We start from the raw sequence: 15,930 nt of genomic DNA, 5'->3' as shown, positions 1-15,930 counted from the left end.
GTCAGTGGTCAGTGGTCAGTGGTCAGTGAGTGTTGTAACACGGGACTGTTAGGAGCAAGACACCAGGCCCGGGGGCCGGAGGAACTCGACTACCTCTCAAGGTCGCAAACCGGCCACTGGCAACCGGCCACTGGCCACTACAAGCCACTGGTACAGGCGCGGCCCCTCAGGTCACTCGACCGTCGACGGCGCAGGCGCCGGATCGCTGGAGACGAGACTGTCTTCGGGTTCGCGGAAGCCGACCCCGGCGCCCGTGTCCCCGTGCTCGGCGAGTTCCCCGTTCGGCTCGCCCTCCTCGCCAGGCATCTGGAGGGATGCCAGCCAGTCGGCGCCGAGGTTCGAGGGGAGCACGCTTGCCTCCGGAAGATCCGGCTGGATGGACTGGTAACGGGTCGCTCCCGTGCCCGCCGGAATCAGCTTGCCGATGATCACGTTCTCCTTGAGGCCCCGCAGGTGGTCCGAGCGACCGTTGATGGCCGCCTCGGTGAGTACCCGGGTCGTCTCCTGGAACGAGGCTGCCGACAGCCACGAATCCGTAGCCAGGGATGCCTTGGTTATCCCCATCAACTCGGGCCGCCCCTCGGCCGGGTGCTTGCCGTCAGCCACCAGGCGGCGGTTCTCCTCGCGAAACTCTCCCTGGTCGACCAGTTGGAGAGGCAGGAAGTCCGAGTCGTTCGCGCTGGCAATCCGGACACGGCGCAACATCTGCCGCACGATCATCTCGATGTGCTTGTCGTGGATATCCACACCCTGGCTCCGGTAGACCTCCTGGACCTGCTGTACCAGGTACTGCTGGCAGGCCCTGACTCCCTGGATCTCGAGCACTTGCTTGGGATCGAGCGGACCCTCCGTCAGGGGAGTACCCGGCGGGATCTCCTGGCCGTTGCGAACCGTCAGGCGGGCTCGGCGGGAAACCTCGTACTGCGTCTCGCCTTCCGAGGACTCGACCACGATGGCCCGTCCGCCCTCATCCGTTTCCTCGATCCGGATCATGCCACCGACCTCGGAGAGCACCGCCTTCCCCTTGGGGGAACGGGCCTCGAAGAGCTCGACCACCCTGGGAAGGCCGTGGGTGATGTCCAATCCGGCCACTCCGCCGGTGTGGAACGTACGCATGGTCAACTGCGTTCCCGGCTCGCCGATCGACTGGGCGGCCATGATCCCGACCGCCTCGCCGGGCTCGACCATCCGGCCGGTAGCCATGCTCAGTCCGTATGAGGCCTGGCTTATTCCGTGGGTTATCTCGTCGGTCAGGGGCGAGCGCACCCGCACGCTCCGGACCTCCGATGCGGCCTCCAGGGCCACCATCGCGTAGCGGTCGAGGACCTCTCCGGCCACCAACTCGCGCCCGTCCTTGGTGACCACGGGCTCGCCGTCCACCAGCACGTCGTCGACCAGTACCCGTCCGTAGACGCGATTCCGCAGGTTGCGGATCAGCTGCCACTCGTTGCCCTCCAAGAGCCTGATGGGAATGCGAATGCCCCGATCCTCCGATTCCTCCTCCTGGACGATGATCTCCTGTGACACGTCGACCAGGCGGCGGGTCAGGTAGCCCGAGTCCGCCGTTCGGAGCGCGGTGTCGGCCAGGCCCTTCCGGGCGCCGTGGGTGGAGATGAAGTACTCCAGCACGGTCAGGCCCTCCAGGAAGTTGGCCTTGATCGGACGGGGGATGATGTCACCCTTCGGGTTGGCCACCAGGCCACGCATACCGGCGATCTGGCGAACCTGCATCCTGTTCCCCCGGGCGCCCGATTTCACCATCATGTCGATCGGGTTGAAGGGGTCGCTGGCCAGGGTCTTCTCCATGGAGGCGGTCACTTCTTCGGTGGCCTCGGTCCATATCTCGATCAACTCCTGATTGAGCTCGGCCTGGGTCATGACGCCCCGCTGGTACTGGCGATCGACATCGTCGGCCCGCTTCTGGTGCCGGTTGAGGATCTTCTGCTTGTCACCAGGCGCCCGGACGTCCCGGAGTCCCATGGTCAGCCCGGACCTGGTCGAGTAATCGAATCCCAACTCCTTTAGCCCGTCCAGGGTCCGCTGGACCACGTTCTTCCCGTACCGCTCGATGATCTCGGCGATCAGCACCTTGAGGTCGCCCTTCAGCACGACCGCATCGAGGATGGGGAAGTCCGGAGGCATGGCCTGGTTGAGCAGGGTCCGTCCGAGAGTGGTCTCGAAAAGCGCGCTACCGTCCGCCGGCGTCTCGGTGATGAGGTTCGGGATGAAGTCCTTGAGCTCGGCATGCAGCTCCGGATCACCGGCGATCTCGCCCAGGCGCAGCTTGATCGGGGCGTGCAGGGATATCTCGCCAAGGTCGTAGGCCATCAGGGCCTCGTCCGGGTCGGCGAACACCCGGCCGGCCCCCTTGGCGTCCTCCACCTTCTCGGACAGGTAGTAGATACCGATCACCATGTCCTGGGACGGCGCCACGATCGGGTGACCGCTGGCCGGCGAGAGGACGTTGTTGGTGGAGAGCATCAGGATCCGCGCCTCGGCCTGAGCCTCGGCTGACAGCGGCAGGTGCACTGCCATCTGGTCTCCATCGAAGTCGGCGTTGAACGCCTCGCACACCAGGGGGTGTATCTGGATGGCCTTGCCCTCGACCAGGATCGGTTCGAAGGCCTGGATACCCAACCTGTGCAGCGTGGGAGCGCGGTTGAGCAGCACCGGGTGCTCCTGGATCACTTCCTTGAGCACGTCCCAGACCTGGGGACGGCGGCGCTCCACCATGCGCTTGGCGGACTTGATGTTCTGGGCGATGTCCCGGTCGACCAGCCGCTTCATGACGAAGGGCTTGAACAACTCCAGGGCCATCACCTTGGGCAGGCCGCACTGATGGAGCCTGAGCTGCGGTCCCACCACGATCACCGAGCGACCGGAGTAGTCCACCCGCTTGCCCAGCAGGTTCTGGCGGAACCGGCCCTGCTTGCCCTTCAGCATGTCGGTCAGGGACTTGAGAGGCCGGTTGCCCTGGCCCGTGACGGCCTTGCCCCGCCGACCGTTGTCGAACAGGGCGTCCACCGCCTCCTGGAGCATGCGCTTCTCGTTGTTGACGATGATCTCGGGAGCGTTCAGGTCGAGGAGTCGCTTCAGCCGGTTGTTGCGGTTGATGACCCGCCGGTAGAGATCGTTCAGATCCGAGGTGGCGAACCGACCGCCGTCCAGCTGGACCATCGGTCGGAGATCGGGCGGGATCACCGGCACCGACTCCACGATCATGCTCCGGGGAGCGTGCCTGCCCTCCCAGAACGGCTTGACCACCTTGATCCGCTGGGTCGCCCGGTGGCGGCGCTGGGCAGATGTGGCGACCAGGTTCTCCTTGAGCATGGCCATCTCGGCATCCAGGTCGATCCGCCTCAGCAGTGCCTTGACCGCCTCGGCGCCCATGCCTCCGGAGAAGTAGTCCGAATACTGGTCGTAGAGCATCCGCCACAGCTGCTCCGACTCCACCAGCGTCTTGGGCTTCAGGCTGCGGAAGGTCTCGAAGGCCTCCCGGTAGAGCTCGCACTCCCGCTCGCACCTGTACTCGCGGTCCGTGACCTCACGTTCGACCTCGCGGCGCCGTTGCGTGATCTCCTGGGGCTTGGCGCCCCCCTCCTCCATGCGCCGGATCTCTTCCTCGTGCCGCTGGAGACGGGCCTCCCGCCACTCGTCGAAGTCCTCCTGCTCAAGCTCGATGGCGGTCTCCATCTCGGTCTCGAGATCGGGCAGATCGGAGAGACGCCTCCTCTCGTCGAGCTCGGTGACCACGTATGAGGCGAAGTAGATGACCTTCTCTAGTTCCTTGGGCGACATGTCGAGCAGGTAGCCGAGGCGGGAGGGAACACCCTTGAAGAACCAGATGTGGGTGACCGGAGCGGCCAACTCGATATGGCCCATGCGCTCCCGGCGCACCTTGCTCCGGGTGACCTCCACGTTGCACTTCTCGCAGGTGATGCCCCGGTAACGGATGCGCTTGTACTTGCCGCAGGCGCACTCCCAGTCCTTCTGGGGACCGAAGATGCGCTCGTCGAACAGACCCTCCTTCTCCGGCTTGAGAGTCCGGTAGTTGATGGTCTCCGGCTTCTTCACCTCTCCGAACGACCAGGAACGGATCTGTTCGGGCGAGGCCAAGCCGATCTTGAGCTCGTCGAACACATCCCTCGAGGGCGCGCCGGAGGAAGCCTGGAAGCTCCCGTACCTACTGAACCGGTCAGGTGTTTGACCCCAATCCACGCTTGTCAACCTTCTTCCCTGCGCTCCGGACGCGACAGATCGATTCCGAGCGACTCCGACGTGCGATAGAGGTCCTCGTCCAGGTCTCTGAACTGGACTTCCTCTCCCGCCGACAGCAGCTCTACGTTGAGACACAGGCTCTGCATCTCTTTGATTAGCACCTTGAAGGATTCCGGGATCCCCGGTTCGGGTATGTTGTCGCCCTTCACTATCGACTCGTAGACCTTGACCCGGCCCAGGACATCGTCCGACTTGATGGTCAGCAGCTCCTGGAGGGCGTAGGCGGCGCCGTAGGCCTCGAGGGCCCACACCTCCATCTCTCCGAAGCGCTGGCCGCCGAATTGCGCCTTGCCCCCCAACGGCTGCTGGGTGATCATCGAGTAGGGGCCGGTCGAACGGGCATGGAGCTTGTCGTCCACCAGGTGGACCAGCTTGAGGATGTAGAGGAATCCCACCGTGATGGTCGTATCGAAGGGCCGCCCGCTCCGCCCGTCGTAGAGGACCGCCTTACCGTCGTTCCCCACCAGGCGCAACCCGTCCCGGTTGGGGAGGCTGTTGGCGATGACGTCGCGTATCTCGCTCTGGCGGGCGCCGTCGAACACGGGCGTGGCCACACGAGATCGGGGCGGCCTGCCTTCCGCCGCCGGGGTATCGCTCTTGAAAGGGCGCCAGCCCTGTGCAGCGGCCCAGCCGAGATGGGTCTCCAGCACCTGGCCCAGGTTCATCCGGGATGGAACGCCCAGCGGCGACAGCACGATGTCGATGGGGGTCCCATCCTCGAGGAAGGGCATGTCCTCCTCCGGGAGGATCTTGGCGATCACGCCCTTGTTGCCGTGCCGGCCGGCGAGCTTGTCCCCCTCGGAGATCTTTCGCTGGCTGGCCACGTACACCCGCACCAGCTCGTTGACCCCGGGCTGGAGATCGTCGAAGCCCTCCGCCCGCCGGTAGACCCGCACATCGATCACCTTGCCGGACTCGCCGTGGGGAACCTTGAGGGAGGAGTCCCTGACCTCGCGGGCCTTCTCGCCGAAGATGGCCCTTAGCAGGCGCTCCTCGGGAGTCATCTCGGTCTCGCCCTTGGGAGTCACCTTGCCGACCAGGTAGTCGCCGGGACCCACATTGGCGCCCACGCGGATAACGCCCTCGTCGTCGAGGTCCTTGAGTACCTCCTCGGCCACGTTCGGAATATCGCGGGTGATCTCCTCGGCGCCCAGCTTGGTGTCGCGAGCGTCGACCTCGTACTCCTCGATGTGGATCGAGGTCAGCACGTCGTTCTTCACCAGGCGCTCGCTGAGGACTATGGCGTCCTCGAAGTTGTGGCCCTTCCATGGCATGAAGGCGGCCAGCAGGTTCTTGCCCAGCGCCAGCTCTCCCGCCTCGGTGGAGGGCCCATCGGCGATCACGGTCCCCGCCGACACCTCATCGCCCACATCCACCACCGGCTTCTGGTTGATCGAGGTGCCCTGGTTGGAGCGCTCGAACTTGCGGAGCCGGTAGCGGTGCTCCTCATCGGCGCCGGTCTCGGTGATGACGATCTCGTCACCGTTGACGGAGGTCACCACGCCCGCGACCTCGGAGGTGATCAGATCACCGGAGTCCTGGGCCGCCCGGGCCTCCACTCCCGTGCCCACCAGAGGCGCCTCTGACCGGAGCAGGGGGACCGCCTGGCGTTGCATGTTGGAGCCCATGAGCGCCCGGTTGGCGTCGTCGTGCTCGAGGAACGGGATCAGGGAGGTGGCCACCGAGACGATCTGCTTGGGCGAGATGTCCATGAAGTCGACGTCCCTGGGCGGCACCCGGTCGATCTCCCCGCCGGCCCGGCGCACCAGGACCCGGTCCCGTACGAAGGTGCCGTCCAGGTTCAACTCCGAGTTGGCCTGGGCGATCACGTAACGTTCCTCCTCCGAGGCGGTCAGGTGCTTGGTGACATCGGTCACCTGACCGTCCTTGACCTCGCGGTAGGGGGTCTCGATAAAGCCGAACCGATTGACCCGGGCATAGCTGGCGAGGGACCCGATCAACCCGATGTTGGGACCTTCCGGGGTCTCGATGGGGCACATGCGCCCGTAGTGGGACGGATGGACGTCCCGGACCTCGAAGCCCGCCCGCTCCCGCGACACGCCGCCCGGACCCAGCGCCGACAGGCGCCTCCGATGGGTGAGCCCGGCCAGCGGGTTGGGCTGGTCCATGAACTGGCTCAGCTGGCTGGATCCGAAGAACTCCTTGATAGAACCCACCACAGGCCGGATGTTGATGAGGGAGGTGGGCGTGATGGAGTCCGGATCCTGGGTGGACATCCGCTCCCTGACCTGGCGTTCCATCCGGCTCAGACCCACCCGGATCTGGTTCTGGACCAGCTCCCCGACCGTCCTCACCCGGCGGTTGCCGAAGTGGTCCGTGTCGTCGGTCCGGACCGCCACCTCGTTGCCGGCCCGGGTGGTGATGGTCTCTTTGCGTTGCTGGAGGTGGATCAGGTAGCGGATGGTGTCGATGAAGTCGTCGGGGGTGAAGAGACCGTTCTCGGATGAGTGTCCATCCGGGTTCTCGAACTTCTGGTTGACCTTGTAGCGGCCCACCTCCGTGAGGTCGTAACGCTTCGTGTTGAAGAAGATCGAGCCGATCAGGCCTTTGGCCGAGTCCAGGGTGGTCGGCTCGCCGGGGCGCTGCTTCCGGTAGAAGTCGAGCATCGCCTCGTCGACATCGGGCACCGGATCCTTCTCCAGGGTGTTGGCGATGACCTCGGCGTCGTGGAACAGGCGGAGTATCTCGTCATCGGTCTCGGCGATGCCCAGCGCCCTCACGAACGACGTGATGTACTGGCGCCGCTTGCGATCCACCCGCACGCCGACCGTCTCGCGCTTGTCGATGTCGAACTGCATCCAGGCGCCCTGGCCCGGTATCACCTTGGCGCCGTAGACATCCTTGTCGGATGCCTTGTCCACCGAGTGGTCGAAGTACACGCCGGGGGACCGCACCAGCTGGCTCACCACGACCCGCTCGGTGCCGTTGATGATGAACGTGCCGTTGCGGGTCATCATCGGGAAGTCGCCGAGGAAGACCCTCTGTTCCTTGATCTCCCCGGTGTTGCGGTTCACGAACCGGGCGATCACGTGCAGGGGCTTGGAGTAGCTCGTGTCCCGCTCCTTCGCCTCCTCCTCGGTCATCAGCGGATCGCCGAAGTAGTGGTCGCTCAGGTCGAGAGCCAGCTGCCCGCCGAAGTCCTCGATGGGCGACAGCTGGCGGAAGATGCGGCTGAGGCCTTGCTCGAGGAACCAGTTGAAGGACTCACGCTGGACCGCGATGAGGTCGGGCAGGGGGCTGACCTCTGGAATCTTGGAGAATGACAGACGATCAGCAGCGCGGGCTATGGCCAAAGCTTCCTCCTAATAGACACCTGGCCGACAACCACCGGCCAGCTCGACTCACTTGACCCGATTCATCCGTGATACAACGCCACTACGGACACGAACGATCACCGTGCTCTCCCGAATATCGGTCACCACAAGGCGGAATGTGTGAAGTACGCGCGCTCTCCCGACACCATAGGGCACAGCAAGCCGGAAGTTTAGCACGCGACGAAGCCGACCTAAAACCATAAGCCTTAGGCCGGAGTCAACTCCTATCGACGGGCTCCCGTCGCTGCACCCTACGGGCGATGCCGTCCACTTCGTGGTGATGTTAACGGGAGGCCGGAGCAGCCGTCAACCATTTCCTGCCGGAACCCGGACCGCACCTCGGTGTAGTAGGAGGACTTGGGCACCCCGGGCCCGGTGTCCACCGACCCGGGTATACGCCCATCAGGCCGACCGGATGCGGCCGCTCGCCCTTCTAGCGGATCTCTACGGAGCCTCCGACCGCCTCGATCTTCTCCTTGGCGGCGCCTGCCTCCTCCTTGGAGACCGCCTCGAGGACTGTGCTGGGAAGCCCGTCCACAACGGCCTTGGCCTCCTTGAGCCCGAGACTGGTCATGGCCCGGACTTCCTTGATGACCTGGATCTTCTTGTCGCCAGATCCGGTGAGCACCACGTCGAACTCGGTCTGCTCCTCGGCGGCCTCCTCGGCGCCGGCGCCGTCCCCGGCCGCGACGGCCATCGCCATCGGCGCTGCCGCGGTCACGTCGAAGTGCTCCTCGAAGGCATCGAGGAACTCCTTGAGTTCGAGGACCGTCATCCCCTCGAACACACCCAACAGTTCTTCAGTAGTCATCGTGGCCATTGCCATCCTCCTAGATTCCGTTCGTTCGGCCTCAGCCCGCAGCGAAGTCGCGCCCGGGTCCGGCCTTATTCCTCTTCCTTTTTTTCGAGCAACTGCGAGAACATCGAGGCTGCATTCCTCGTGAAGGAACCCAGCAGCGAGGCGCCTCTGGCCAGGGGCGCGTTGAAGGCCCCGGCGACTTTGGAGAGCAGGACGTCCCGGCTGTCCAGGGTGGCCAGGCGCGCTACCTGTTCGGCCCCGATGTACCGGCCGTCGAGCATGCCGGCCTTGATGACCAGGCCCTCGTTGTCCCGGCTGAAGGCGACCAGTGCCTTGGCCGCCAGAACCGGATCGTCTTCGACGAAGGCCACGGCGGTCGGTCCCGTGAGCCACTCGTCGAGGTCTTCGTGGCCCAGATCGTGCAGGGCTCGCTTGGTGAGCGTCATCTTCAGAACCCGGTATCTCGCCCCGGCTTCCCTGAGGGTCCGGCGAAGTTCCTGCTGGGCCGCTACCGGCAGGCTGCGGTACTCGGTCAGGAACGAAGAGGACGAGGCCGAGAAGTAACCCTTGATGTCTTCGACAGCCTGGACCTTGTCGGGTCGTGGCATGAGTTCCTCCGCTGGATTGCGGGTCGCGGGTCGGCCGCGACTTTGCTGGTGCCAGGCCGCGCGCCCTACGGGCGCAGGGACAGCAAGGAGGAAACGAGACGAATGCCCCGATCCGACCTCGGCAGGCGAATCCTCCCGGATTGCTTTACACCCGTGACGGGTACCGGCTGTCTACGGCCAAACATTCCCGGCCGGAACCGGGAACCTGGGACATTGTAGCGGGTGCTCCGGCCCGGCACCAAAGCAGCTGAACGCAGGCTGTCCCGGCGTGGCGGACCAACCCTCGCGAGGACCATCACCGGCGTTCCCACGTAAGGGGGTAGCAAACTGTCACACCGCCGCTATAGGTTGCCTATCGCCAAGCACCTATACCGGCTGATGCGTCTCACCGATCGGTTCGGCCGGCCCGGAGGGAACATACGAGGCTTCGTGGAGCGAACCGCCGTGTTACCCGGCCCCGGCCGGGCATGGCCGACCACGCTCCGAACCAACGGTGGCGGCGGCGGGGGAGGGCCCGGCGCGGAGCACCGGTTTTTCGCGACCTCGGCCCCGCTGGGCATTCTCGATGCGCACAACGCCATATACGGCGCCCCGCACTTCAGGTTCCGACCAAAGCCAACCGGCTTAGCATTCTCGATGCGCACAACGCCATATACGGCGCCCTGAACCTGAGCCTGCCGGTCGACGACCGACCGGCGGGCCCGGATCGTGGGGGGTGGCTGGTTCCTCCTGCTAGGAGGCCACGGCCGAGAGGCGGTCCGCCTTCGTCACGTCCACCCTGATTCCGGGACCCATGGTCGAGGATATCGACAACCCCTTGAGATAGGTGCCCTTGGAAGCAGCAGGCTTCACCCGCAGCACCTCGGAGACCAGGGCGATCAGGTTCTCGTGGAGGAGGGCTTCGTTAAAGGAAGCCTTGCCGATGGGAGCGGCCACGTTGCCGTAGCGATCGTTGCGGTACTCGATCTTGCCGGCCTTGAACTCGCCGATCGTCCTCGCCAGGTCTCGGGTGATGGTTCCGGCCTTCGGGTTGGGCATCAAGCCCCGGGGACCCAGGATCCTTCCGAGGCGACCCACCTTCGGCATCATGTCCGGTGAGGCGATCGCCACGTCGAAGCCGATCTCCCCGCCCGAGGCGATGGACGCGATCAGTTCGTCGCCACCGACGATCTCGGCGCCCGCCGCCTCGGCTTCGGTTGCCAGGTCACCGACCGCGAACACGCCGACACGAACCGCCTTGCCCGTTCCATGCGGCAACACCACGGTGCCCCGCACCAGCTGGTCGGCCCGGCGGGGGTCGATTCCCAGCTTCATCACCGCTTCGATGGTCTCGTCGAAGCGGGCAGCAGCGGTGGCCTTGACCATCCGCACCGCCTCGAGCGGTTCGTAATCCTGGTACTTGTCGTAGCTGGCGGACAGCCGGTCGTAGCGCTTGCCCCTGTGAGCCATAGGGTTTCCTCCTTGTGGTCGTAGCGAGCCGCCCTGCGGTGGCTCTCCCATCGGTATTTGTTCGTGGTTGTTCTGTGCGGCGGTCGGCGTGCTCTGGACCGCCATCGACGCCTCATCCCACCGCCGCGTCACAGACCAACCACGGGACCCGCGACAACAAACGACCGCGCATTGCGTGAACGCGCGCTGTAGGTTGTCCCGGCCCCCGCTCCTTGCGACGAGGGGGCCTGGTCAGTCGGCGACGATAATCCCCATCGACCGGGCGGTGCCGGCCACGATCTTCATGGCCGCCTCGATGTCGCTGGTGTTCAGATCGGGAAGCTTGGTCTCGGCGATCCGCCTGATCTGGTCCCCGGACAGGGTGGCGACCTTCTCCCGGTGCGGCTCCGGCGACCCCTTCTCCACCCGAGCCGCCTGCCGGAGCAGCACGGCCGTGGGCGGCGACTTGGTGACGAAACTGAACGACCGGTCGGTGTAGATGGTGATCTCGGCCGGAACGATCGTGCCCACCTGGGCCCGGGTGGCATCGTTGTACGACTTGACGAACTCCATGATGTTGATGCCGTACTGGCCCAGGGCTGGTCCGACCGGCGGCGCCGGGCTCGCCTCGCCGGCCGGGATCTGAACCTTCAGAATGACCTTGACCCGTTTTCTGCCCATAGGTGATCTGTCCTTCGCATCGTCTTTTTGGCGGTCCGGCTCGGGCCGGACAGTCGGCGGAGTTGCTACTGCTTCTGAATGTCCTCGAAATCCAGTTCCATCGGCGTGTCCCGGCCGAAGATCTCGACCAGCACGGTGACCTTCTGCTGGTCGAGATTTATGTTCTCGACCACACCGTTGAAATCGGCGAAGGGACCCTTGGACACCCGCACCGTCTCTCCGATGTCCCAGGCCGGGCGGAACCTCGGGGCCTTCTTGGCCGACTCCCTCTTGAGACCCAGAAAACGCTCCACCTCACGGCGCGACAGCGGGGTGGGCTGGAATCCGCCTCCCATCCCGCTACCTACGAACGAGGTGACTCCAGGAGTGTTCCTCACCACGTTGAAGGTGTCGGTGTCGTCATACATCCGGATCAGGAGGTAGCCGGGGAACATGCGCCGCTCCACCTCCACCTTGCGGCCCCCCTTGATCTCGACCACCTTTTCGGTGGGGATGACCACCTCGAAGATGCTGCCTTCCAGGTGCTGAGAGGTCTTGAGGGTGTCGAGGTTGGCGCGAACCTTCTTCTCGTGACCCGAATAGGCATGGATCACGTACCAGGATCCGCGCTTGTCGAACGGGCTGATCGGATCCTCCTCCTCGACCTCCAGGACCAGTTCCTGGGTGTCGTCAGGCCGGGCTGCGGTCGGCGGAGTCTTGGTAGTCGCCGCCTCCGGCTCCGGCTCGGGCTCGGGCTCGGGCTCGGCGCCGGCCGGTGGGTCCGTCACCTCCGGGCTGGGAACCTCCTCGGCGGGTTCCGGCTCGGTCTCGTCACGGGATCCATCAGTCAGGAAACCGGCGTTCAGAAACGCCGTTCCCAGGGATCCGAACGAGGACTCCTCGCCGGCCGCCGACTCGGCGGGAGCGCCATCCTGCTGCGTTGCTGACCGTTCCGCCATCTTCAACCTGTCAAAGCTCTGATCCCGGCCAGCACCGACCGGCTGAGGGCCAGGTCCACCAGGAATACGTAACCCGTTAGGACGCTGGTCGTGATGACGGTCACGGTCGTGAACGCGATCATCTGCCGGCGGTTGGGCCAGTTGACCCGGCTCAACTCCACCCGCACCTCGCGGAGGAACTGGACCAGCCGGGCCCAGCGGCCCGTCACCGACCCGTCGCCGCCCGGCGAACCCGGGATCTGCGTGCGGCGCCGGTCGCCCTGCTGTTTGTTGCGCCGCTCTTCCCGCTCGGCCATGCGACGCATCTCGCGGTTCATCTTCTAGCTGCCTTTTCTTGTTAGGTACTGCGACGAGGATCGCAGTGAACGAGTCGAGCAGGGGCGGAGGGACTCGAACCCCCAACCTCCGGTTTTGGAGACCGGCGCTCTAACCAATTTCGAGCTACGCCCCTCGGCTGCCGCAGGGAGTATACGAACAGGTCCATCCTAGTGTAAACACGTCACGACCCGGTGGGGTCGCCGGAGGCCGCGGACCAGTCCCCTAGGCCGGCTTCCGGATATTCGGCGACCTCATCCGGCGGGCCAGTACCACCACCCCTATGGCGGCGATCGACACGGCCGATGCCACTGCGGTAGTGGTTCTCCGGCTGGAGCGGCGCGGCGCCGAGGGATGGTCGGCATCCACCTCGACCGGATATTCCAGGCCCGCCGTCATGTCGTAGGGCACCGGCTCGACCTCGGTTCGCAACGCGCCCAACTCGGACAGCATCCTCCGCTGGCGAGCGGTGGCGGCCTGGCAGGACAGGCAGCCGCTGCGATGTCGCTCCATCACCGGAGGCAGTTCGATCCCGCCCGACTCGGCCCCATGGAGGACCAGCCGGGTGAGACCGCAGGTGGCGACCCGCGGGACGCGATCGAGGCCGGCGCGGTCTACCAGGCGGCTCAACTCGCCTCCTTCAACAGTTCCCGCAGCCGGAGATGGGCGCGGTGCAGCCGTACCTTGGAGGCGGTCACGGAAATCGACAGCGCGTCGGAGATCTCCTTGTGCGACCAGCCGTAGACGTCCTTCAGGATCACCACCGTGCGCTGGGATCGCCCCAGTTCTGCGAGCGCCGCCCCGAGCCGGGCGCGCAACTCGGTCCGCTCCCCCGCCACCTCGGGATTGGTGCGGTCGTCCGCCTGCGGCTGGAAGATCATCGCATCGAGCTGGTAGGTGCGCTGGCGGGCTGCGCGCCCCTTGAGCGTCCAGGCGACGTTGGCGGTTATCCGGTAGAGCCAGGTTGAGAAGCTCGAGTCGCCCCGGAAACGCCCGATGGCCCGCCACGCCCGGATCAGCGCCTCCTGGGTGACATCGGCGGCCAGGGTTCGATCACCTGTCAACCGGACCGCCAGGGTGTAGACCTCGTGTTGATGGAGCCGGGCAAGCTCTCCGAAGGCGGCCTGGTCACCTTCTCGCGACCGGTCCACCAACTCGTTCACGTCGGGTTCCAACCGGTGGTCCCGCACCCTCCTACCCGCCTCCGTCGTCCGTCTGCATCTCGATGCTAGCCGAGACGTGATCCCCCGCCTCTGACGAGACTCTCGAATTGAGGACGGTCCGCCGCTCATCCCGAGACTTCACCGTGGTGGTGACCAGGGCAGCCTGGTCGGGATACAGGGGCCGCCGGAACCGGAAACGGGCCCTCGCCAGTGGACGGGGCCGGGACGACGAGGCTGCGGCCGGCTGGGTAGCCCAGGCGGCCATCAGCAGACCGTGGCAGATGACACCTCCCACTCCGGACTCGACCGCCCGGATGTGGTCCCAGTGGACCGGGTTGAAGTCCTCGCTGGCGGCGGCGTACCGCACCAGGTCCGTCCGGGAGACCGACTTGGCCAGGGGCGTCAGGGACTCGCCGACCGCGGGCAGGGACTCCGCCCGGGGAACGGCGTTGGCCCGGCGCGCCTCCGCCGACGGCTCGGAACGCTCCGCGGCCGTACCGCCGGGCGGAGTCTCGGGGGACATGAGGAACAACGAACGGGAGGACAGGACCGTCCGGTCCGCGGAGTCGGCGACTTCGGCGCCGAAGTTGACGAAGGCGGTGCCGGCCCGCTCCCGGAGACGATCGACCCGGGCCGAGATGGTCAGGGCGTCGCCGATCCGCCAGGGCCGGCGCCAGGTGAAGGTCTGCTCACCGTGGATGAGCAGGCGGGCATGCGACGCCACCTCCGGGTCGCGCAGGAAGGAGGTAGCCACCTTGAAGAGAACGGCGCCCGCGAACGAGGGTGGCGCGTGGGTGTGCCAGCGCTCCGGGTCGTCGCCGGATGCCGCCACGAACGCGGCTACCTGGGCCCGGCTGACCCGGAACCGCGACGGACCGTACGTGCGGCCGGCCAGGTTCCCCAGGCCCGTCACCACTTCCATGGCCGGGCCGCTCTAGCGGGTTTCGCGATGCAGGGTGTGGCGCCGGAGAAAGGGGTTGTACTTCCTGAGCTCTAGCCGTCCCGTGGTGTTGGTCCGGTTCTTGGTGGTGATGTAGCGCGACGGGGGCTTCCCTTCGGCCCTCGCCTCGGTGCATTCAAGGGTGATCTTGATGCGACTTCCTTTTTTCTTGGCCATGGCGGCCCTCCCGCTGTCCGGTCTCCCGTTCTGGTGTTGTTGTTATCGGATGATTTTGGTGACGGTGCCTGCCCCTACGGTGCGTCCGCCTTCTCGGATCGCGAAGCGCAGGCCTTCGTCCATCGCGATCGCCGACCCCAACTGGACTGTCATGGTGGTGTTATCGCCTGGCATGACCATCTCCACCCCATCAGGGAGGGTGACCTTGCCCGTCACGTCGGTGGTACGGAAGTAGAACTGCGGCTGATAACCCGAAAAGAACGGGTTATGCCGCCCCCCCTCGTCCTTGGTCAACACATACACCTGCGCCTCGAAGTCGGTATGAGGCGTAATAGACCCCGGAGTCGCCAACACCTGACCCCGCTCCACCTCCGTCTTACCAACCCCCCTGAGTAGCACCCCGACATTGTCGCCGGCCATGCCCTCATCCAAGAGCTTGCGGAACATCTCCACCCCCGTAGCCACCGTACGCCGAGTCTCCCGAATACCCACCACCTCAACCGGATCACCAACCCGAACCATCCCAGCCTCAACCTTGCCCGTAACCACCGTCCCCCGACCAGTAATCGAAAACACATCCTCAATAGGCATCAAAAACGGGCGATCCACCGGACGGTCAGGAACCGGCACATACTCATCCACCGCCGAAACCAACTCCAACACACCCGCAGCCGCCTCCGCGTCCCCCTCCAAAGCAGCCAAAGCAGACACCCGAACCACCGGAACATCATCCCCAGGAAAACCATAATCATCCAACAACTCCCGAACCTCCAACTCAACCAACTCCAACAACTCCTCATCATCAACCAAATCAACCTTATTCAAAGCCACCACCACACAAGGAACCCCCACCTGACGGGCCAACAACACATGCTCCCTCGTCTGAGGCATAGGACCATCAGCAGCCGACACCACCAACACAGCCCCATCCACCTGAGCCGCACCCGTAATCATATTCTTGATGTAATCCGCATGACCCGGCATATCCACATGCGCATAATGACGCAACTCCGACTCATACTCCACATGAGCAATAGCAATAGTAATACCACGCTCACGCTCCTCAGGCGCCTTATCAATATCATCAAACACCGTAAACACATTACCCTCAACCCGCTCAGCCAACACCCGAGTAATCGCAGCAGTCAAAGTCGTCTTACCATGATCAATATGACCCATCGTCCCAACATTCACATGCGGCTTCACCCGCACAAAACGCTCCTTAGCCATAATGATCCTCTCCTCGTGTCGCAGACTGGTACATACGT

13 protein-coding genes and 1 tRNA gene are annotated in these 15,930 nt (G+C 65.0%); all 14 read right to left on the bottom strand.

Annotated features, from left to right (window positions below; genetic code table 11):
• Positions 1 to 171 precede the first annotated feature (171 nt).
• The 14 genes from rpoC to tuf all read right to left on the bottom strand — a co-directional run bounded on the left by rpoC (position 172) and on the right by tuf (position 15,892).
• A complete protein-coding gene (gene rpoC, locus ACOQPD_RS12185; RefSeq protein WP_420614388.1) occupies positions 172 to 4,140 on the bottom strand; it encodes a DNA-directed RNA polymerase subunit beta' in 3,969 nt (1,322 codons plus the stop codon).
• Between the two features lie 83 nt (positions 4,141 to 4,223).
• Positions 4,224 to 7,592, bottom strand: a complete 3,369-nt coding sequence (rpoB, locus tag ACOQPD_RS12180) for a DNA-directed RNA polymerase subunit beta (RefSeq protein WP_420612224.1) — start codon at positions 7,590 to 7,592, stop codon at positions 4,224 to 4,226.
• Between the two features lie 454 nt (positions 7,593 to 8,046).
• Positions 8,047 to 8,433, bottom strand: a complete 387-nt coding sequence (gene rplL, locus ACOQPD_RS12175) for a 50S ribosomal protein L7/L12 (protein ID WP_420612223.1) — start codon at positions 8,431 to 8,433, stop codon at positions 8,047 to 8,049.
• 65 nt (positions 8,434 to 8,498) lie between these two features.
• Complete coding sequence (rplJ, locus tag ACOQPD_RS12170) at positions 8,499 to 9,020, bottom strand: 50S ribosomal protein L10 (protein WP_420612222.1); 522 nt, start codon at positions 9,018 to 9,020, stop codon at positions 8,499 to 8,501.
• 732 nt (positions 9,021 to 9,752) lie between these two features.
• On the bottom strand, positions 9,753 to 10,469 hold the full coding sequence (rplA, locus tag ACOQPD_RS12165) for a 50S ribosomal protein L1 (protein WP_420612221.1): 717 nt from the start codon (positions 10,467 to 10,469) through the stop codon (positions 9,753 to 9,755).
• 231 nt (positions 10,470 to 10,700) lie between these two features.
• On the bottom strand, positions 10,701 to 11,129 hold the full coding sequence (gene rplK / locus ACOQPD_RS12160; protein ID WP_420612220.1) for a 50S ribosomal protein L11: 429 nt from the start codon (positions 11,127 to 11,129) through the stop codon (positions 10,701 to 10,703).
• 65 nt (positions 11,130 to 11,194) lie between these two features.
• Positions 11,195 to 12,067: a transcription termination/antitermination protein NusG gene (gene nusG / locus ACOQPD_RS12155; protein ID WP_420612219.1), complete on the bottom strand. Its 873-nt coding sequence runs from the start codon at positions 12,065 to 12,067 to the stop codon at positions 11,195 to 11,197.
• Positions 12,068 to 12,069: 2 nt separating this feature from the next.
• Positions 12,070 to 12,384, bottom strand: coding sequence for a preprotein translocase subunit SecE (gene secE / locus ACOQPD_RS12150; RefSeq protein WP_420612218.1), 315 nt, complete (start codon positions 12,382 to 12,384; stop codon positions 12,070 to 12,072).
• A gap of 58 nt (positions 12,385 to 12,442) precedes the next feature.
• Positions 12,443 to 12,518, bottom strand: a tRNA-Trp gene (locus ACOQPD_RS12145).
• Between the two features lie 89 nt (positions 12,519 to 12,607).
• Complete coding sequence (locus tag ACOQPD_RS12140) at positions 12,608 to 13,012, bottom strand: hypothetical protein (RefSeq protein WP_420612217.1); 405 nt, start codon at positions 13,010 to 13,012, stop codon at positions 12,608 to 12,610.
• Positions 13,009 to 13,557: an RNA polymerase sigma factor gene (locus tag ACOQPD_RS12135; RefSeq protein WP_420612216.1), complete on the bottom strand. Its 549-nt coding sequence runs from the start codon at positions 13,555 to 13,557 to the stop codon at positions 13,009 to 13,011. The genes ACOQPD_RS12140 and ACOQPD_RS12135 overlap by 4 nt, the downstream gene beginning before the upstream one ends.
• A gap of 19 nt (positions 13,558 to 13,576) precedes the next feature.
• A complete protein-coding gene (locus tag ACOQPD_RS12130) occupies positions 13,577 to 14,467 on the bottom strand; it encodes an FAS1-like dehydratase domain-containing protein (RefSeq protein WP_420612215.1) in 891 nt (296 codons plus the stop codon).
• A 12-nt stretch (positions 14,468 to 14,479) separates the two neighbouring features.
• Complete coding sequence (gene rpmG / locus ACOQPD_RS12125; protein WP_420612214.1) at positions 14,480 to 14,662, bottom strand: 50S ribosomal protein L33; 183 nt, start codon at positions 14,660 to 14,662, stop codon at positions 14,480 to 14,482.
• 42 nt (positions 14,663 to 14,704) lie between these two features.
• Positions 14,705 to 15,892 carry an elongation factor Tu gene (gene tuf, locus ACOQPD_RS12120; protein WP_420612213.1) on the bottom strand — a complete coding sequence of 396 codons (1,188 nt, stop codon included), beginning with the start codon at positions 15,890 to 15,892 and terminating at the stop codon, positions 14,705 to 14,707.
• Between the last annotated feature and the right edge of the window lie 38 nt (positions 15,893 to 15,930).

The organism is Candidatus Spongiisocius sp., from assembly GCF_965221825.1.
Classification (GTDB): domain Bacteria; phylum Actinomycetota; class Acidimicrobiia; order Spongiisociales; family Spongiisociaceae; genus Spongiisocius.
This window is presented reverse-complemented; position numbering and strand designations above follow the sequence as displayed.

What these genes read in the sequence shown, in the direction of transcription:
- rplL (WP_420612223.1), bottom strand. Translation starts at nt 8,433, where the DNA reads ATGGCCACGATGACTACTGAAGAACTGTTGGGTGTGTTCGAGGGGATG.
- rplJ (WP_420612222.1), bottom strand. Translation starts at nt 9,020, where the DNA reads ATGCCACGACCCGACAAGGTCCAGGCTGTCGAAGACATCAAGGGTTAC.
- rplA (WP_420612221.1), bottom strand. Translation starts at nt 10,469, where the DNA reads ATGGCTCACAGGGGCAAGCGCTACGACCGGCTGTCCGCCAGCTACGAC.
- rplK (WP_420612220.1), bottom strand. Translation starts at nt 11,129, where the DNA reads ATGGGCAGAAAACGGGTCAAGGTCATTCTGAAGGTTCAGATCCCGGCC.
- nusG (WP_420612219.1), bottom strand. Translation starts at nt 12,067, where the DNA reads ATGGCGGAACGGTCAGCAACGCAGCAGGATGGCGCTCCCGCCGAGTCG.
- secE (WP_420612218.1), bottom strand. Translation starts at nt 12,384, where the DNA reads ATGAACCGCGAGATGCGTCGCATGGCCGAGCGGGAAGAGCGGCGCAAC.
- ACOQPD_RS12130 (WP_420612215.1), bottom strand. Translation starts at nt 14,467, where the DNA reads ATGGAAGTGGTGACGGGCCTGGGGAACCTGGCCGGCCGCACGTACGGT.
- rpmG (WP_420612214.1), bottom strand. Translation starts at nt 14,662, where the DNA reads ATGGCCAAGAAAAAAGGAAGTCGCATCAAGATCACCCTTGAATGCACC.
- tuf (WP_420612213.1), bottom strand. Translation starts at nt 15,892, where the DNA reads ATGGCTAAGGAGCGTTTTGTGCGGGTGAAGCCGCATGTGAATGTTGGG.